A 19,202-nucleotide genomic window follows, 5' to 3' on the forward strand; every position below is an offset into this window, starting at 1 on the left:
ATTCGGAAAGGTCTGACCTCTTACTACTATTGGTCAATTTTTCCTTTTACCTTATCACAGGGAGTGAGAAAAGATGGAATATGTAATTGAAATGCTTAACATCCGTAAAGAGTTTAATGGCTTCGTTGCGAATGATAACATAACCCTTCAATTAAAAAAGGGTGAAATCCATGCTTTGCTTGGAGAAAATGGTGCAGGAAAATCCACTTTGATGAATGTTCTCTTTGGTCTTTATCAACCAGAACAAGGGGAAATTCGTGTTAAAGGGAAACCTGTTAACATTTCAAACCCAAATATCGCAAACGACCTAGGAATTGGAATGGTCCATCAACACTTCATGCTTGTTGACACATTTACAGTTACCGAAAATATTATTCTAGGTAGAGAAATTACTTCTGCTGGGAAAATCGACATTAAAAAAGCTGAACAGCAAGTTCGTGAAATTTCAGAGCGTTACGGATTATCTGTTGATCCTCAGGCTAAAATTTCCGATATTTCCGTGGGAATGCAACAACGTGTGGAAATCTTAAAAACACTTTATCGCGGGGCAGAAATTCTCATTTTTGATGAGCCTACAGCGGTGCTTACACCACAAGAAATTAAAGAGTTAATTCAAATTATGAAAACGCTTATAAAAGAAGGTAAATCTATTATTCTCATTACCCATAAACTTAAAGAAATTATGGAAGTATCTGACCGCTGTACCGTTATTCGTAAAGGTAAGGGGATTGGCACGGTAACTGTTAGCGAAACAAACCCTAATGAGCTAGCTAGTTTAATGGTAGGCCGAGAAGTTGTCTTTAAAACCGATAAAAAAGAAGCAACTCCAAAACAAGAAGTTCTTGAAATTAAGGATTTGGTTGTAAAAGACACTCGTGGTGTCACAGTTGTTAATGGATTAAATCTTACTGTACGTGCTGGTGAGATCGTTGGAATCGCTGGTGTCGATGGTAATGGACAATCGGAATTTATTGAAGCCATTACCGGTTTACGTAAAGCTGATAGTGGCAGTGTCAAATTATATGGAAAAGAATTAATCAACCATACACCAAGACAAATTACCGAATCGGGTGTAGGTCATATTCCACAGGACCGTCACAAGCATGGGTTAGTTTTGAACTTCCCAATTGGTGAGAATATGGTTTTACAAACTTATAATAAGAAGCCATTCTCCAAAAATGGAATTTTAAACTTCGGTGAAATTTATAAAAAGGCAAAAACCTTAATTAGTGAGTTTGATGTACGTACACCAAGTGAATATACTTTGGCGCGTGCTCTATCAGGAGGAAATCAGCAAAAAGCCATCATTGGCCGTGAAGTTGATCGAAACCCGGACTTATTGATAGCTGCTCAGCCAACTCGTGGACTGGATGTTGGAGCCATTGAATTCATTCATAAACGCCTAATCGAGCAACGTGATAATGGTAAGGGTGTCTTGCTTGTATCCTTTGAATTAGATGAAATTATGAATGTAAGTGACCGGATTGCGGTTATATATGAGGGAAAAATCGTAGCTGTCGTTAATCCGAAGGAAACAACTGAGCAGGAGCTTGGATTGTTGATGGCTGGATCGAATAGAAAGGAAGCGGGTGAATCAACAAATGTCTAAACGCTTAAAAAGTATTCTAACACCAATAATTGCTGTATTGCTAGGTATCCTTGTTGGAACAATTATCATGTTATTTAGTGGTTACAATCCGGTTGCTGCCTACACTGCACTGTGGAATGGGGCATTTGGAGAAATTTATTATATTGGGGAAGTAATTAGACAGTTTACTCCCTATATTCTTGCCGGATTAGCAGTTGCTTTTGCTTTCCGAGTAGGCTTATTTAATATCGGGGTTGAGGGACAATTCTTAATGGGCTGGCTTGCAGCGGTATGGGTTGGAGTAGCCTTTGACCTGCCGCGTGTTATTCATTTACCACTTGCCATCTTAGCAGCCATTGCTGCAGGTGCGCTTTGGGCATTTATTCCTGGTTTATTAAAAGCACGTTTCCGTGTCCATGAAGTAATTGTTACCATCATGATGAACTACGTTGCCTTACATGTATCCAATTATCTAATTCGTAATGTAATCACAGATCATGGCGACAATTCAGGCCCTATTCATAAATCCGCAACATTACGTTCTGGGTTTTTAGAAAGTATTACTGATTATTCGCGGCTTCACTGGGGAATTCTTATTGCTATTATTTCTTGTTTTATTATGTGGTTCTTATTAGAACGGACAACCAGAGGATTTGAATTAAGATCAGTTGGTTTTAACCAACATGCCGCACAATATGCAGGAATGAATGTTAATAAAAATATTATTCTTTCCATGGTTATTTCCGGCGCATTTGCTGGTTTGGCAGGTGCTATGGAAGGTCTAGGTACATTTGAATACGCTGCTGTTAAAGGTGGATTCTCAGGTGTTGGTTTCGACGGAATTGCTGTTGCGTTACTTGGTGGTAATACGGCATTAGGTGTGTTTTTCTCCGCAATATTATTTGGTGTTCTAAAAGTCGGAGCATTGAACATGCCACTTGAAGCTGGAGTACCAAATGAATTAGTAGATATCATCATTGCGTTAATCGTATTCTTTGTTGCATCAAGCTATATAATAAGAGTATTTCTTGACCGATTCAGTAAGAAGGAGGTGAAGTAAGTTGAGTTTAATGGATATTTTAATTATTCTTGTTCCATCCACTTTATTATGGGCTGCTCCTCTTGTCTTCACTGCATTAGGCGGTATATTCTCGGAGCGTTCCGGGGTAGTAAATATTGGACTTGAAGGATTAATGGTAATAGGCGCATTTTCTGCGATTGTCTTTAACTTAACTACATTTGATACATTTGGGAGTGCTACGCCGTGGATCGCATTATTAGTAGCAATGGTAGCAGGAGCATTGTTCTCCATCCTTCACGCGGTTGCATCAATTACCTTCCGTGCGGACCATACGGTATCCGGTGTTGCCATTAACTTACTTGCAACAGGACTTACTCTGTTTCTTGTAAAGCTTATTTATGATAAAGGTGAAACGGGAATCATCAGTAAAGGTTTTAGCAAAATTGATGTCCCAGTTTTGAAGGATATTCCTGTAATAGGTAAAATCTTTTTCCAAAATACGTATTGGACGTCTTTCGTTGCCATCCTTGTTGCTATTATAGTTTGGTATATTGTTTTCAAAACACCATTTGGTCTTCGACTTCGCTCCGTTGGTGAACATCCAATGGCAGCTGATACAATGGGGATTAATGTTACAAAAATGCGTTATTTAGGCGTTATTCTTTCTGGAGCCCTAGGTGGTCTAGGCGGAGGAGTTTATGCACAATCGATTACGTCTAACTTCAGTCACTCCACGATTAGTGGTCAAGGTTTCATGGCGTTAGCGGCAATGATATTCGGTAAATGGCATCCACTTGGCGCACTAGGTGCTGCAATATTCTTTGGTTTCGCTCAAAGTATCAGTATTATTGGCTCAAGTTTACCTTTCTTAAAAGAAATTCCGAATGTCTATTTGTTAATTGCTCCTTACGTGTTAACAATATTAGCTCTAACTGGATTCATTGGTCGTGCCGATGCACCAAAAGCATCTGGTACACATTATATTAAAGGTAGTAGATAAAATCATTGATACAATGTAGAACCCCTGGTTATAGTTCCAGGGGTTCGTTTTATTAGAGTATCTTATAGCTTATTAATGATTTTGGCACCCTGTTGATTGGAGTGGAATCGCGAAGACTCCTGCGGGAGGACGGGGCAGAGGAGACCCCGCAGGAGCGCAGCGACGAGGAGGCTCCCCGGACTGCCCGCGGAAAGCGAAGCGCCTGGAGCGGAAATCAACAGGCAAGTGTAACAGAGCCAATAAAATAAAAGTGTATTTGCTTGTAATGACCAAGCATGTCAAATTATAGTAATAAGTATAGGGTTTTATTGCAAAGGAAAAGATATAAAGAAAAATGTTTACATATAGTTAAGTATGACCTTGACCAGCTAAGGAGGAATGTAAATGGCCACTGCAACAGAAAAGATAATCCAACTTAAGGGATATAGACTTCATGTGATCCCGACAGAAAAATATAAAACGAATACTTTGATTTGGAAAATGAAAGCCCCTCTTACAAAAGAAGATGTAACCAAACGGGCACTTCTTCCACAAGTATTGCAAAGCAGTTCAGCAAAATATTCTACAACCACAGCGCTTCGCTCCTATCTTGATGAGTTATATGGCGCAACCCTTTTTGTTGACCTATCAAAAAAAGGTGAATACCACATTATGAGTTTTTCAATAGAAATTGCCAACGAAAAATTTCTAAGTGATCCAAGCCCATTATTAAAAAAAGGGTTTGAATTGTTAACCGAAATATTAACCAACCCAAATAGTAAAGGTAATGCATTTGACAGGGAAACCATTGAAAAAGAGAAGCGGACCCTCAAACAACGAATCCAATCTGTTTTTGATGATAAGATGCGCTACTCGAATGTCCGCCTGATTCAAGAAATGTGTAAGGGCGAGCCATATGCCTTAGAAGTAAACGGAGATGCAGCAGATGTAGATGCCATTACACCTGAAAATTTATATGAATATTATCAAAGTGCATTTTTAAATGATGAAATGGATTTATATATTATCGGCGACGTTAATGAAGAAGAGGTAAAGCAATTTGCTGCTGACCTACTACATTTTGAGGATAGAACACCAAAAAAGTTAGGACAACAAGAGGGAAACAGTAATCGACAAGTAAATGAAGTAAAAGAGCAGCAAGATGTAAAACAAGGAAAATTAAACATCGGATATCGTACGAATATTATCTATGGTGCCCCCGATTATTTTGCCTTACAAGTGTTTAATGGTATTTTTGGCGGGTTTTCGCATTCCAAATTATTTATTAATGTCCGTGAAAAAGCAAGTCTAGCCTATTATGCAGCCAGCCGTCTTGAAAGTCATAAAGGATTAATGATGGTTATGTCAGGGATTGATTTAAAGAATTATGATCAGGCTGTTGGAATTATTCATGATCAATTAGAGGCGATGAAAAATGGAGATTTCACAGATCAGGAGCTAAGCCAAACAAAGGCAGTCATTCAAAATCAAATACTAGAAACGATTGACACTTCTAGAGGATTAACGGAAATTCTTTATCATAATGTTGTGGCCGATGCAAATATTAATCTTGATACATGGCTTCAAGAAATGCAAAAAGTAACGAAAGAAGAAATTATCGCAGTTGCGAAAAAAATCGAAATGGATACCATCTACTTTTTAACTGGAACGGAGGCGGGCAAATAAAATGGAGAAAATTACTTTTGACCAGCTTCAGGAAGAGCTCTATCATGAAAAATTACCCAATGGTCTAAATGTTTATATCTTACCGAAAAAAGGATTTAATAAAACCTTTGCAACTTTTACGACAAAATATGGTTCTGTCGATAATACCTTTGTTCCTTTTGGAAAAGAAGAGTACGTCAAAGTCCCTGATGGAATTGCCCATTTTTTAGAGCATAAGTTGTTTGAAAAAGAAGATGGTGATGTTTTTCAGCAATTTAGCCGCCAAGGTGCATCTGCGAATGCATTTACTTCGTTTACACGGACGGCCTATTTATTTTCAAGCACGTCTGATGTAGAAAAAAATCTTGAAACATTAATTGATTTTGTTCAAGACCCTTATTTTTCTGAAAAAACCGTTGAAAAAGAAAAAGGAATTATTGGGCAAGAAATAACCATGTACGATGATAATGCCGATTGGCGTTTATACTTTGGATTGATTCAAAATTTATACCAGAACCATCCCGTTAAAATCGATATAGCTGGTACAATTGAATCTATTTCACATATCACAAAAGATTGGCTTTATGAATGCTATAACACCTTCTATCATCCGAGTAATATGCTCCTATTTATTGTTGGCCCTGTTGACCCAGACAGTTTCATGAACCAAGTAAAAGAAAACCAAGCTAAAAAAGAATACAAAGACATGCCTGAGATTAAGCGTAAATTTGAAAATGAGCCTATAGAGGCAGCTGAAAAAAAACAGGTCCTAGAAATGAATGTGCAAACATCAAAATGTTTACTAGGAATTAAAGCACTTCATATCGATCAAAGTGGAAACGAAATGCTTAAAAATGAATTAACCATGAATGTGTTATTGGATCTATTATTTGGGAAAAGCTCAGAAAATTACAATCAACTCTATAATGATGGATTGATTGATGAAACTTTTTCTTTCGACTATACACAAGAACAAGGTTTTGGATTTGCTATGATTGGCGGGGATACAGGCGAACCTGATAAGCTGGCAGATACACTTGAAAAAATGCTCCTTGAAGCAAAAAATCAATCTGTATTTAACGAAGACCAATTAGAAAGAGCGAAAAGGAAAAAGATTGGTGCATTTCTGAGGGCAGTAAACTCACCTGAATATATTGCTAATCAATTTACCCGCTATGCTTTTAATGATATGAACTTGTTTGATGTTGTACCAACACTTGAAAAAATCACCTTAAACGATGTTCAGTCACTTGCGTCCGAGATTATTTCAGAAGAGCGTTTTTCTGTATGCCAAGTGGTTCCTAAGAAAAAATAAATACCTGAAAGCGTCGGAGACTCGGCGCTTTTTCTTCGTAAAAGTTTTCAATTAGAGAGAGTGGGAAATAAATGAAATACGCATTAATAACTGGGGCAAGTGGTGGAATCGGGCAAGCGATTGCATATAACCTAGCAGAAAAAGGTTATCATTTGTATCTTCATTATAATAACAATGAACAAGCAATTAGAGGATTAATAAATCAACTGAAGCCCTTCGGTGGGGAATATATACCTATTCAAGCAAATTTGGCTGATCCTAGTGGGTATAAAAAGGTTTTTTCAGAAATATTTTCGTTAGATGCAATTATTCATTGCGGGGGACAAAGTCAATATGGGCTTCTAGTTGATTTACAACAATCAGAAGCTGAAGCATTATTGAATGTTCATGTATTAACTCCAATCATGCTTACAAAAGAACTTCTCCCTAAATTACTTACTAAAGGAAAAGGAAGTATTGTTTTGATTACTTCCATTTGGGGTCAAACAGGTGCATCTTGTGAGGTGGCCTATTCTACAGTCAAGGGTGCACAAATCGCATTTGTAAAAGCATTAAGTAAAGAGGTAGCCATGAATGGAATTCGAGTGAATGCCATTGCCGCTGGAGCTATCTCGACGCCCATGATGGAAGGTTTTACACAAGAAGAAGTAGACCAGATTATTTATGAGATCCCCATGGGAAGGATGGGCAAGCCAGAAGAAATAGCGAGAAGTGTTGGTTTCTTGCTTTCTGATGAGTCATCCTACATAACAGGACAAGTCCTTGCAATAAATGGTGGGTGGTATACCTAAAAAATCAAAAGTAACAATGCATAGTTCCCCTCACTTCATCGCAAAATAATCTTGTACAAAATTAAAGGAGGGAAAAAACATGTCTGTATTAGATAACTGGAAACAGTGGGAAGACTTTTTAGCCGATCGTCTTAATCATGCAAAAGATGAAGGTATGAGTGAAGGGGCCATTAATACTCTTGCGTTTCAAATTGGGGACTACTTATCAAATCAAGTAGAGCCAAAAAATGAACAGGAAAGAATTCTTGCTGATCTTTGGTCAGTTGCAGATAAAGAAGAACAACAAGCTATTGCAAATATCATGGTAAAATTGATTCAAAATAACGGCAGTCGCTAAAAGAGAGGAGGCTTTCTCCTCTCTTTTTGCATGCATCAAATACAGAATCTTCTTTAATGTAAGGAATATCTTTGTTTTTACTTTCATCTTCATTCAAAATCATTTATTATAGGGGTTAGATGAGGAATTGTAAAAAAAATGTCGAAACTTCTTTAAAGGAGGTTTATAGCTTGAAAAAAGAATGGTATTTAGAATATGAAATACAAAAAAATCGACCAGGTCTACTAGGGGATATTTCATCCTTGTTGGGTATGCTTTCTATTAACATTGTCACAATTAATGGTGTTGATGAGGGTCGACGCGGATTACTCATTTTAGCAAAAGATGATGATCAAATTAAACGACTTGAGTCAATTTTACATACTATGGACACAATAAAACTAATTAAACTTAGAGAACCAAAACTGCGAGACAGGCTTGCAGTTAGACACGGACGTTATATTCAAAGAGATGCGGATGATAAAAAAACCTTCCGTTTTGTAAGGGACGAACTTGGCTTATTAGTTGATTTTATGGCAGAATTATTTAAGCAAGAGGGGCATAAGCTAATCGGTATTCGCGGAATGCCGCGCGTTGGAAAAACAGAATCTCTGGTAGCTGCAAGTGTTTGTGCAAATAAACGCTGGTTATTTGTTTCCTCTACGCTGTTAAAACAAACCATCCGGAATCAATTAATTGAAGATGAATATAACGAAAATAATCTATTTATTCTCGATGGAATTGTTTCTACCAGACGCGCTAATGAGCGTCATTGGCAGCTAGTTCGTGAAATCATGCGACTTCCGTCCGTAAAAGTAATCGAGCATCCTGATATCTTCATACAAAATTCTGAATACACACTGGAAGATTTTGATTATATTATTGAGCTCAGGAATGACGCGGAAGAAGAGATTACATATGAGGTTGTTGACCATAATAACATGTTCTCCGGATCTGATTTTGGAGATTTTGATTTTTAGTAAATTGGAAGGTGTTAACAGGTGACTGAATTAGGGAATCGACTAAAAGAAGCCCGAGTAGCTAAAGGATTGAGCTTGGATGATTTACAATCCATGACGAAAATTCAAAAGCGTTATTTAATTGGTATTGAAGAGGGAAATTATGCAAGCATGCCCGGGAATTTTTATGTTCGGGCATTTATTAAACAGTATGCAGAGGCACTGAGTCTTAATCCTGATGAAATTTTTGAAACCTATAAAGGTGAAATTCCTGCCAGCTATAACGATGATTTGCCTCAGCAATTGTCAAGAGTGAAAACTCATAAAGCGATTTCAGAAACTAATTCGAAAATTTTTGATATTCTTCCTAAAATCTTAATTGGAGTTTTTGTGATCGGGGTTGCCAGCCTGTTATATTACTTTGTATATAAACATGCAGGGGATAATACAAATGAATCCATTAACAAAGAAACTGAACGGGTTAAAATTGTGAAATCGGAGAATCTTGAAAAAGAAAAGGCAGACGCTAAAGAGAATACGACAAACACCACTGATGAAAAGAAGGATAATCAACAACAGGAAGAAGAGCAACAAACAACTGTTGATGAAACACCAAAACAAGAAATTACCGCCGTTCAAAGCAGCGGCAGGAATTCCACCTATGAATTAAAAAATGCCGACAAATTTGTCGTAAAATTGGTTTCTAAAGGGCAGACCTGGGTTAGTATTAAAAATGGAAAAGGGAAGTCCTTTTTCCAAGGAACACTTAAAACCAGCGGTACCGAGAGCCAAATAGAAGATTTATCAGCAGAGAGCACGGCTGTTATTAGAGTAGGTAATGCTGCTGATACTGAAATCTATGTTAATGATCAAAAGCTTGAGTATGCAGTGCCAGCGACTGCAAATGTTCAGAACATAACAATTCAACATGTTCTGAAAAACGAATAGTCATCTGTTGATGACTATTTTTCGCTTTTAATAATAAGACGGAGGAAAACTATGAATATTCCGAATAGAATAACTGTATCAAGAATATTATTAATCCCAATATTCTTGATTATTATGCTTGCTCCATTTGATTGGGGCGATATGCATCTTCTTGGGACAGACCTTCCAGTTACCCATTTTGTCGGGGCCTTGATTTTCATTTTAGCCTCAGCAACTGACTGGGTAGATGGTCATTATGCCCGAAAATATAACCTTGTGACCAATATGGGGAAATTTCTTGACCCTCTTGCTGACAAATTACTAGTCTCAGCCGCATTGATTGTTCTTGTTGAACTGAATGATGTTTATGCACCTTCATGGATAGTGATTATTATTATTAGCAGGGAGTTTGCGGTAACTGGTTTACGACTCTTGCTTGCAGGTGAAGGCGAAGTTGTGGCAGCTAATATGCTTGGCAAAGTTAAAACTTGGGCGCAAATCGTCGCCATTTCATCGCTTTTATTACATAATATTCTGTTTGCAATGATCCCGTTTCGGTTTGATATCGTGGCATTGTGGGTGGCGTTAATTTTTACAATCTGGTCTGGATGGGATTATTTCGCTAAAAATAGTCATGTCCTCAAAAATTCAAAGTAATTGTAAAACTACTCTGAAGTAAAGGAAGATGAGTTTCTATGAATGCTGAGATTATTGCCGTTGGTTCGGAATTATTGCTCGGTCAGATTGTGAATACGAATGCACGATTTTTGTCTCAGCAATTGGCTGGCCTTGGAATTAATGTTTATTTTCACACGGTTGTTGGTGATAATTCAGATCGATTAAAGTCGGCTATTGAAATAGCTGAGAATCGAGCAGATCTGATTATCTTTACTGGCGGCCTTGGACCAACAAAGGATGATTTAACGAAGGAAACAATCGCTCGGCACCTAGGAAAAGAACTAGTTATTGATCAAGATGCGTTAGCCTCGATTGAATTTTATTTTCAACGGACCAACCGAGTAATGACAGAAAATAACCGAAAACAGGCTCTCGTTTTAGAAGGGGCTTATATTCTCCCAAATGATCATGGGATGGCTCCTGGCATGGTTGTGGAATCCAACGGTCATACCTATATGCTTCTTCCTGGGCCTCCAAAGGAACTAGAGCCGATGTTTAACCAATATGGGTCTCAGGCACTTTCAAATGTGACCATGGACAAGGAGATTATTGTCTCAAGGGTATTAAGGTTTTTTGGAATTGGTGAAGCGGCATTGGAAACTGAAATAATGGATTTGATTGATGTCCAAAGCAATCCAACGATTGCCCCGCTTGCCGGCGATGGGGAAGTTACTTTGAGGCTGACGGCAAAGCATTTGGACGAAAAAAAGGCCAAGGAACTGCTCGATGAAATGGAAAATACGATTAACCAGCGTGTCGGTGAATTTTTATATGGATATGATAATACCTCGCTTATAGAAGAAGTACTAAAGGCTTTAAAGACGAAAAAATTAACAGTTACCGCAGCTGAAAGTTTAACAGGGGGACTGTTCCAACAGGAGCTTACCGCCATTTCAGGCGCAAGTTCAGTTTTTAATGGTGGAGTTGTCTGCTATTCCAATGATGTGAAACAGCAGCTATTACAGGTGCGGCAAGAAACGCTTGAAACTCATGGGGCTGTAAGCGAACAATGTGCGAGAGAGTTGGCTGAAAATGCCTCAAAAATATTTAATACTGATTTTGGGATTAGTTTTACAGGTGTAGCTGGTCCAGAAGAGCTTGAAGGCAAGCCGGTCGGCACTGTATATATTGGGATTGCCAAGAAGGGGAGGCCGACTATCGTCGAAAAGCTTATCCTTGGCGGAACCAGGGAAGCCAACCGAAACCGTGCTGTCAAATTTGGATGTTATTTTCTTCTTCGCACAATAAAAGAGTCACAGAATGCTAATTAGTATTCTGTGATTTTTTTTTGTAAAACCCAAGGTTAGAAAAAAGTCTGACAATAAACGAAATTAACATTATCGGACTAAAAAAATGCCAAAATATACAAAAAGCAGGGCAAAGATCCTTTTATTGCATTAATATTGTTTTGAAAATAAACGAATGAATGTTCGTTTTTTTGCTCGACAAATATCCGAAAAGCGGTTATATTATTAATAGGTATTAATTTAATAGATTATAGCAATTAGCTTGTGTTTATATATAAGGGAGGAAATGATTCGTGAGTAATGATCGTAAAGCGGCCTTAGAAATGGCGTTAAAGCAAATAGAAAAGCAATTCGGTAAAGGTTCTATCATGAAGATGGGAGAGAAAACCGATACGAAAATTTTAACAAGTCCGAGTGGCTCTTTAGCACTTGATGCAGCACTTGGAGTGGGTGGTTATCCTAGAGGCCGTATTATCGAAGTTTATGGTCCTGAGAGCTCTGGTAAAACAACGGTTGCTTTGCATGCGATTGCTGAAGTCCAAGCAAATGGTGGACAAGCAGCATTTATTGATGCTGAACATGCCCTTGACCCAGCGTATGCCCAAAAATTGGGTGTTAACATTGATGAGTTATTATTATCACAGCCTGATACTGGCGAACAAGCGCTTGAAATTGCTGAAGCATTAGTGCGAAGCGGCGCCATTGATATTCTTGTCGTTGACTCAGTAGCTGCATTAGTTCCAAAAGCGGAAATTGAAGGGGAAATGGGAGATTCGCACGTTGGTTTACAAGCACGTCTGATGTCCCAAGCCCTTCGTAAACTATCTGGCGCCATCAACAAATCCAAGACAATCGCTATCTTTATTAACCAAATCCGTGAAAAGATTGGCGTTATGTTTGGGAACCCTGAAACCACACCTGGTGGTCGTGCACTAAAGTTTTATTCAACAGTCCGTCTTGAAGTCCGCCGTGCTGAAGCTTTGAAGCAAGGAACTGACATTGTGGGGAATAAAACCAAAATTAAAATCGTAAAGAATAAGGTTGCTCCGCCATTCCGTACTGCCGAGGTAGATATTATGTATGGTGAAGGGATTTCTAAGGAAGGCGAAATTGTTGATCTAGGCTCCGAATTAGATATCGTACAAAAGAGCGGCTCATGGTATTCTTATAACGATATAAGAATTGGTCAAGGCCGTGAAAATGCAAAGCTGTACTTAAAGGAAAACCCTGATATTCGTCTCCAGATTCAAACAAAAATCCGTGAACATTATGGTTTAGACGGTGAAAAATTCGTAACTGAAACAGACGATGATGATCAATTTGAATTAATTGACTAATTTAGTAGAGCAAAACTATTTATAGTTTTGCTCTTTTTTAAAAAAGACAATTCTAAGATAATTATTGATAAAATGATGTCCTATTCTAAATATTTCAAAAAGCCTATAGGACTAAGCCTTGACAATGAATATTCCCCCCTTTACAATTAACATGTATATTTTACATTTTTGGTAATATTACAATTCGAAAAAAGCCTTGGTGCTTGCTGTATGTTGAGTCTAAACAATGTACATGCCGACACTTAAAAAATGTAACAAAAGTTCATAGCAAGAGGAGGTGTAACGATTGGATTTAATTACTATCATCTCCATTTTGCTTGGCCTTATCGTCGGTGCCGTTGTTGGCTATTTTGTTCATAAATCCATTGCTGAAGCAAAAGTAGCAGGTGCAAAGAATGCTGCGGAGCAGATTCTTGAAGATGCGAAACGTGATGCTGATTCATTGAAAAAAGAAGCTTTGCTAGAAGCAAAGGATGAAATTCACAAGCTTCGCACAGAAGCAGAACGTGAGGTTCGTGAACGAAGAAATGAAATGCAAAAACAAGAAAACCGTTTACTGCAAAGAGAAGAGAATTTAGATCGAAAAGAGGAAACGTTAAGTAAGCGTGAAAATCTTTTAGAAAAGAAGGATGATTCTCTAAACCAAAGACAACAGCATATTGAAGAGATGGAAAGCAAAGTGGACGAGTTGGTACGAAAACAACAAACTGAACTCGAACGAATTTCAAGCTTAACGCGCGAGGAAGCGAAAGCCATCATTATCGACAGATTGGAGCAAGAATTGACCCATGATACTGCGATAATGATTAAGGAAAGTGAAAATCGTGCAAAAGAGGAAGCAGACAAGAAAGCGAAGGAAATTCTTTCGCTAGCAATCCAGCGTTGCGCTGCTGACCATGTTGCGGAAACGACTGTCTCTGTCGTCAACCTACCAAATGACGAAATGAAGGGCCGTATCATTGGCCGTGAAGGAAGAAATATTCGTACCCTAGAAACGTTAACAGGAATTGATTTAATTATTGATGATACTCCTGAAGCTGTCATTCTATCAGGTTTTGATCCTATTCGCCGTGAAACGGCTCGCTTAGCACTTGAGAAGTTAGTTCAAGATGGGCGTATCCATCCAGCACGAATAGAGGAAATGGTAGAAAAATCTCGTCGCGAAGTGGATGAGTATATCCGGGAGGTTGGTGAGCAAACCACATTTGAAGTGGGTGTTCATGGACTTCACCCAGATCTTATCAAAATTCTTGGCCGCTTGAAGTTCCGTACGAGCTATGGTCAAAACGTCTTAAAACATTCAATGGAAGTAGCACAGCTTTCTGGATTACTTGCCGCTGAATTGGGCCAAGATGAAACACTAGCACGACGTGCTGGTTTGCTTCATGATATTGGGAAAGCTATCGACCATGAAGTAGAAGGCAGCCATGTAGAAATTGGTGTTGAACTTGCAACCAAATACAAGGAACACCCGGTAGTAATTAACAGTATTGCATCTCATCATGGGGATACAGAACCGACATCTATCATTGCCGTTTTAGTTGCCGCTGCAGATGCTTTATCAGCTGCAAGGCCAGGTGCACGTAGTGAGACGTTAGAAAACTATATCCGCCGCCTTGAAAAGTTAGAGGAGATCTCTGAATCTTATGAAGGTGTAGAGAAATCTTTTGCCATTCAGGCAGGACGTGAAGTGCGTATTATTGTAAGACCAGATTCGGTCGATGATCTAGCTGCGCACCGTTTAGCTCGCGATATTCGTAAGCGCATTGAGGAAGAACTTGATTATCCTGGACACATTAAAGTGACAGTTATCCGTGAAACACGGGCTGTTGAATATGCAAAATAAAGCGGTGCGCATGCACCGCTTTATTTTTTGGAGTGCTTATCAGATTAAATGAAGTCTGAATGTGATACAATTTAAACATTAACAATTTTCTTGATGAAAGGATTAATAATGAATCTACTTTTTATCGGCGATGTTGTCGGTTCACCAGGCCGGGACATGGTGAAGGAATATCTGCCAAAATTAAAAGAAAAATATCGACCTCATTTTACTATTATTAATGGGGAAAATGCTGCAGGTGGCAAGGGAATTACAGAAAAAATCTATCGCGAATTTTTAGGGTATGGTGCACAAGCCGTAACTCTTGGAAATCACACATGGGATAATCGCGAAATCTTTGAGTTTATCGGAACTGCCAAAAATATGGTTAGACCAGCAAATTTTCCTGAAGGAACACCTGGGAAAGGGATGGCATTTTTTAAAGTAAATGATTTAGAAGTTGCTGTGATTAATCTACAAGGACGAACTTTTATGGCACCATTAGATTGTCCTTTTAAAAAGGCGGATGAACTAATTGAAATCGCCAGAGAGAGAACACCATATATTTTTGTGGATTTTCATGCGGAAGTAACTAGTGAGAAACAGGCAATGGGCTGGTACTTGGATGGTAGAGTATCTGCAGTAGTCGGGACACATACACATGTTCAGACGGCCGATAGCCGAATTCTACCGAATGGCACAGGATATTTATCCGATGTGGGCATGACAGGGCCGTATGATGGCATTCTGGGGGTAGAGAGAGAAGCTGTCCTTAAAAGATTCCTAACGAGTCTTCCCGTACGGTTTGATGTGGCTACAGGAGGAAGAAATCAACTAAGTGCAGTGGTTATTGAATTGGATCGTAAAACTGGCTTTACTAAAAAAATCCAACCCATCTTAATTAACGATGATCATCCGTTTTACTCTTAAGAGCAAATTCATATTGCTCTTTTTTTTGTCCAAGCCGGAATATGTTTTTTGACAACTGAATATAGTAGCAGTGGAATGTTATAACCTGATTTGTTCATGAAACTGCTCATGCGGGATCGGGATTTTCTAAGGAGGAGCTAGAAATGGATATATTAAAAGTTTCAGCAAAATCTAATCCTAATTCTGTAGCTGGTGCGCTTGCCGGGGTTCTGCGTGAAAGAGGTGCAGCGGAAATACAGGCAATTGGGGCGGGTGCATTGAATCAAGCCGTTAAGGCAGTAGCGATTGCTCGAGGATTTGTAGCACCTAGCGGAGTTGATTTAATTTGTATCCCTGCGTTTACCGATATTTTAATTGACGGGGAAGAACGCACAGCTATCAAGCTAATTGTAGAACCGCGTTGAAAGAGATAGACTATTGACAAAACATCAAAAATAAATTTATTCTACCTACCTGCTTGGTAAAACAAGCAGGTATTTTTTAGGTTTGGGCTTAAAACGGATTGAATGATAATAGTTTATTATTCTAAGATAAACTTAAATGATTTCTAGAATAAAAATATTAAATATTCGTATGAAGAATAAATGTAAGAAAAACTGCCATATAATAGGGGTAAATCATCCTTTTTTTAGGGTCAATATTATCGCCTGAAAGTATATTTCAAATTATAAAAAAATATTCATATTTTAGACAATATTTTGCTTTAAAGGGTTGCATTTTTTAGTGCATAGGTCTAGAATTGTAAGCGTTTAGTACATATCTTAGGTTGCAGTGTTTAGTCCATTTGTAATTATAGGCTAAATTCTAGTGAAATACTCGGAATAGTGCTAAACTAAAAATGGATCAATTTAATCTACTTAATTTTTACATATCCAAAGGGGTGTAAGTCATGATCAATCAACTTTCATGGAAAGTTGGAGGACAACAAGGGGAAGGTATTGAAAGTACTGGGGAAATCTTTGCAATTGCACTGAATCGCCTGGGATATTACCTGTATGGTTATCGTCACTTTTCTTCACGTATTAAGGGAGGCCATACGAATAATAAAATCAGAGTAAGTACGACAGAAGTGCGTTCTATTTCTGATGACCTAGATATCCTGGTAGCATTCGACCAAGAAACTATTGATTTAAATTACAAAGAACTTCACAGTAATGGTGTAATCCTTGCAGATGCAAAATTTACGCCAAAGAAACCAGAAGACACTGAAGCATCATTGTATGCGGTACCATTTACTGAAATTGCCACTGAACTTGGAACTTCATTAATGAAAAACATGGTAGCAATCGGTGCAACATCTGCCGTTTTAGACTTAGATATTAATGTATTTGAAGTAGTTGTTCGTGAGATTTTTGGCAAAAAAGGCGATCAAGTCGTTGCAAAAAATATGGATGCCATCAAAGCTGGCTTTGAAAAAATGAAAGAAAATCTTGTTTCAGGTGTCCAAACAATGGAGCTTGAAAAAGCTGACGGCAAAAAAAGGATGTTTATGATTGGAAACGACGCTATTGCTCTTGGAGCAATTGCAGGCGGATGTCGTTTTATGGCAGCATACCCAATTACACCGGCATCTGAAATAATGGAATATTTGATTAAAAAGCTACCTGCACTAGGTGGTACAGTAATTCAAACAGAAGACGAAATTGCTGCTTGTACAATGGCCATTGGAGCGAACTATGGTGGTGTACGTACGATTACGGCTTCTGCTGGACCTGGACTATCATTAAAAATGGAAGCAATCGGTCTTTCTGGTATTACTGAAACGCCGCTTGTAATTGTTGACACGCAACGCGGAGGTCCTTCAACAGGATTACCAACAAAACAAGAGCAATCTGACCTTATGGCAATGATCTATGGAACACATGGTGAAATTCCGAAAATTGTCATGGCTCCAAGTACAGTTGAAGAAGCGTTTTATGATACAGCGGAAGCATTCAATTTAGCAGAAGAGTATCAATGTCCTGTCATTATTTTATCTGATCTTCAATTATCCTTAGGGAAACAAACAGTTGAACCATTAAGATATGATAAAGTTGAAATTAGACGTGGAAAATTAGTAGCGGAAGAAATACCTGCGAACGAAAATAATGCATATTTTAAACGTTATGAAGTAACAGAAGATGGCGTTTCTCCACGTGTTATTCCTGGGATGAAAAATGGTATCCATCACGTAACAGGAGTTGAACACGATGAAACGGGTAAACCATCTGAATCCGCTGTAAACCGGATTGCACAAATGGATAAGCGTTTCCGTAAAATCGAAAATATTCGCTTTGATACACCTGTATATAAAAATATTAAGCATGAAGAAGCAGATGTTTTATTTGTAGGCTTTAACTCAACTCGCGGTGTAATTGAAGAAGCGATGACACGTTTAGAGAATGATGGCTTAAAAGTAAATCATGCACATATCCGTTTAATTCATCCATTCCCAACAGACGAAGTTCTTCCACTTGTACGTTCTGCTAAGAAAGTTATTGTTGTGGAAAACAATGCAACGGGTCAATTAGCGAATATTATGAAAATGAATGTTGGACATGCAGAAAAAATCACTAAGCATTTAAAATATGACGGAAATCCGTTCCTACCACACGAAGTATATACAAAATGTAAGGAGTTGTTCTAAATGGCCACTTTTAAAGACTTTCGAAACAATGTAAAACCGAACTGGTGCCCTGGCTGTGGCGACTTCTCCGTACAAGCGGCTATGCAACGTGCGGCAGCGAATGTAGGCTTAGAACCAGAAAACCTTGCTGTTATTTCTGGAATCGGCTGTTCAGGACGTATTTCTGGTTATATTAATTCATATGGTTTCCATGGGATTCATGGCCGTTCACTTCCAATCGCACAAGGTGTTAAAATGGCTAATCGTGACTTAACAGTTATCGCTTCAGGTGGTGACGGAGACGGTTATGCAATTGGAATGGGTCATACGGTTCATGCCATTCGTCGTAATCTTGATATTACTTATATCGTAATGGATAACCAAATCTATGGTTTAACAAAGGGGCAAACATCTCCACGTTCAGCAGCAGGATTTAAGACAAAATCCACGCCGCTAGGTTCAATTGAACAATCCATTTCTCCAATGGAAATGGCATTAACAGTTGGAGCAACATTTGTAGCGCAAAGTTTTTCTACAGACCTAAAAGATTTAACAGCCTTAATTGAGGCGGGAATTAAACACAAAGGATTCTCTTTAATCAATGTTTTCAGTCCTTGTGTTACTTATAATAAGGTAAACACATATGACTGGTTTAAAGAAAACCTAACTAAACTAAGTGATATTGAAGGGTATGATCCTTCAAATCGTGAAGAAGCAATGCAGACATTAATGAAACATAACGGTCTTGTTACAGGACTTATTTATCAAAACACTGAGCGTAAGTCTTATCAAGAATTAATCACTGGTTACTCAGAAACTCCATTAGCCAAGGCGGACCTTAACCTTGATCAAAATTATTTTGATAAATTAGTTTCTGAATTTGTTTAATATAAATTAGAAAATCCCGTGGCTTTAGCACACGGGATTTTCTATTGTTTTCAAGTCAATAAACCTTTATACTATAATAATGTGTGGATATGTCTGGTGTCCCCAACAATTTTGCACAAATGATAATCTTAAAT

At 38.2% G+C, this 19,202-nt stretch carries 17 protein-coding genes; all 17 read left to right on the top strand.

Annotated elements, in window-relative coordinates:
• The first annotated feature begins 73 nt into the window (after positions 1 to 73).
• The 17 genes from ACJ004_RS02805 (at position 74) to ACJ004_RS02885 (ending at position 19,068) form a co-directional block, all read left to right on the top strand.
• The gene (locus ACJ004_RS02805; protein WP_410891008.1) at positions 74 to 1,609 is read left to right on the top strand and encodes an ABC transporter ATP-binding protein; all 1,536 of its coding nucleotides are present in this window, start codon (positions 74 to 76) and stop codon (positions 1,607 to 1,609) included.
• Positions 1,602 to 2,648 (top strand): ABC transporter permease, encoded by a 1,047-nt coding sequence (locus ACJ004_RS02810; RefSeq protein WP_410891009.1) that lies wholly within the window; start codon positions 1,602 to 1,604, stop codon positions 2,646 to 2,648. Before ACJ004_RS02805 ends, ACJ004_RS02810 begins: the two co-directional genes overlap by 8 nt.
• A gap of 1 nt (position 2,649) precedes the next feature.
• Positions 2,650 to 3,609 (top strand): ABC transporter permease, encoded by a 960-nt coding sequence (locus ACJ004_RS02815; protein ID WP_410891010.1) that lies wholly within the window; start codon positions 2,650 to 2,652, stop codon positions 3,607 to 3,609.
• A 384-nt stretch (positions 3,610 to 3,993) separates the two neighbouring features.
• Positions 3,994 to 5,274, top strand: a complete 1,281-nt coding sequence (yfmF, locus tag ACJ004_RS02820; protein WP_410891011.1) for an EF-P 5-aminopentanol modification-associated protein YfmF — start codon at positions 3,994 to 3,996, stop codon at positions 5,272 to 5,274.
• A gap of 1 nt (position 5,275) precedes the next feature.
• Positions 5,276 to 6,568: an EF-P 5-aminopentanol modification-associated protein YfmH gene (gene yfmH / locus ACJ004_RS02825; RefSeq protein WP_410891012.1), complete on the top strand. Its 1,293-nt coding sequence runs from the start codon at positions 5,276 to 5,278 to the stop codon at positions 6,566 to 6,568.
• Positions 6,569 to 6,639: 71 nt separating this feature from the next.
• Positions 6,640 to 7,359, top strand: coding sequence for an elongation factor P 5-aminopentanone reductase (ymfI, locus tag ACJ004_RS02830; protein ID WP_410891013.1), 720 nt, complete (start codon positions 6,640 to 6,642; stop codon positions 7,357 to 7,359).
• Between the two features lie 79 nt (positions 7,360 to 7,438).
• Positions 7,439 to 7,696 (top strand): DUF3243 domain-containing protein, encoded by a 258-nt coding sequence (locus ACJ004_RS02835; RefSeq protein ID WP_410891014.1) that lies wholly within the window; start codon positions 7,439 to 7,441, stop codon positions 7,694 to 7,696.
• A 119-nt stretch (positions 7,697 to 7,815) separates the two neighbouring features.
• Positions 7,816 to 8,655, top strand: a complete 840-nt coding sequence (locus tag ACJ004_RS02840; RefSeq protein ID WP_410891015.1) for a DUF3388 domain-containing protein — start codon at positions 7,816 to 7,818, stop codon at positions 8,653 to 8,655.
• 21 nt (positions 8,656 to 8,676) lie between these two features.
• On the top strand, positions 8,677 to 9,582 hold the full coding sequence (locus ACJ004_RS02845) for a helix-turn-helix domain-containing protein (protein ID WP_410891016.1): 906 nt from the start codon (positions 8,677 to 8,679) through the stop codon (positions 9,580 to 9,582).
• Positions 9,583 to 9,633: 51 nt separating this feature from the next.
• A complete protein-coding gene (gene pgsA / locus ACJ004_RS02850; protein ID WP_410891017.1) occupies positions 9,634 to 10,218 on the top strand; it encodes a CDP-diacylglycerol--glycerol-3-phosphate 3-phosphatidyltransferase in 585 nt (194 codons plus the stop codon).
• A 38-nt stretch (positions 10,219 to 10,256) separates the two neighbouring features.
• Complete coding sequence (locus ACJ004_RS02855; RefSeq protein WP_410891018.1) at positions 10,257 to 11,510, top strand: competence/damage-inducible protein A; 1,254 nt, start codon at positions 10,257 to 10,259, stop codon at positions 11,508 to 11,510.
• A gap of 269 nt (positions 11,511 to 11,779) precedes the next feature.
• A complete protein-coding gene (recA, locus tag ACJ004_RS02860; protein ID WP_410891019.1) occupies positions 11,780 to 12,823 on the top strand; it encodes a recombinase RecA in 1,044 nt (347 codons plus the stop codon).
• 286 nt (positions 12,824 to 13,109) lie between these two features.
• Positions 13,110 to 14,669, top strand: a complete 1,560-nt coding sequence (rny, locus tag ACJ004_RS02865; RefSeq protein ID WP_410891020.1) for a ribonuclease Y — start codon at positions 13,110 to 13,112, stop codon at positions 14,667 to 14,669.
• A 108-nt stretch (positions 14,670 to 14,777) separates the two neighbouring features.
• Positions 14,778 to 15,575 carry a TIGR00282 family metallophosphoesterase gene (locus ACJ004_RS02870; protein WP_410891268.1) on the top strand — a complete coding sequence of 266 codons (798 nt, stop codon included), beginning with the start codon at positions 14,778 to 14,780 and terminating at the stop codon, positions 15,573 to 15,575.
• 143 nt (positions 15,576 to 15,718) lie between these two features.
• Entirely contained in the window at positions 15,719 to 15,979 is a 261-nt protein-coding gene (spoVS, locus tag ACJ004_RS02875) for a stage V sporulation protein SpoVS (RefSeq protein ID WP_026566505.1), read from the top strand.
• A gap of 485 nt (positions 15,980 to 16,464) precedes the next feature.
• Positions 16,465 to 18,201: a 2-oxoacid:acceptor oxidoreductase subunit alpha gene (locus ACJ004_RS02880; RefSeq protein WP_410891021.1), complete on the top strand. Its 1,737-nt coding sequence runs from the start codon at positions 16,465 to 16,467 to the stop codon at positions 18,199 to 18,201.
• On the top strand, positions 18,202 to 19,068 hold the full coding sequence (locus ACJ004_RS02885; RefSeq protein ID WP_410891022.1) for a 2-oxoacid:ferredoxin oxidoreductase subunit beta: 867 nt from the start codon (positions 18,202 to 18,204) through the stop codon (positions 19,066 to 19,068). It abuts the gene before it with no gap.
• Positions 19,069 to 19,202: the final 134 nt, after the last annotated feature.

The organism is Neobacillus sp. 204 (assembly GCF_046562815.1).
In the GTDB taxonomy this organism is placed as follows: domain Bacteria; phylum Bacillota; class Bacilli; order Bacillales; family Cytobacillaceae; genus Neobacillus.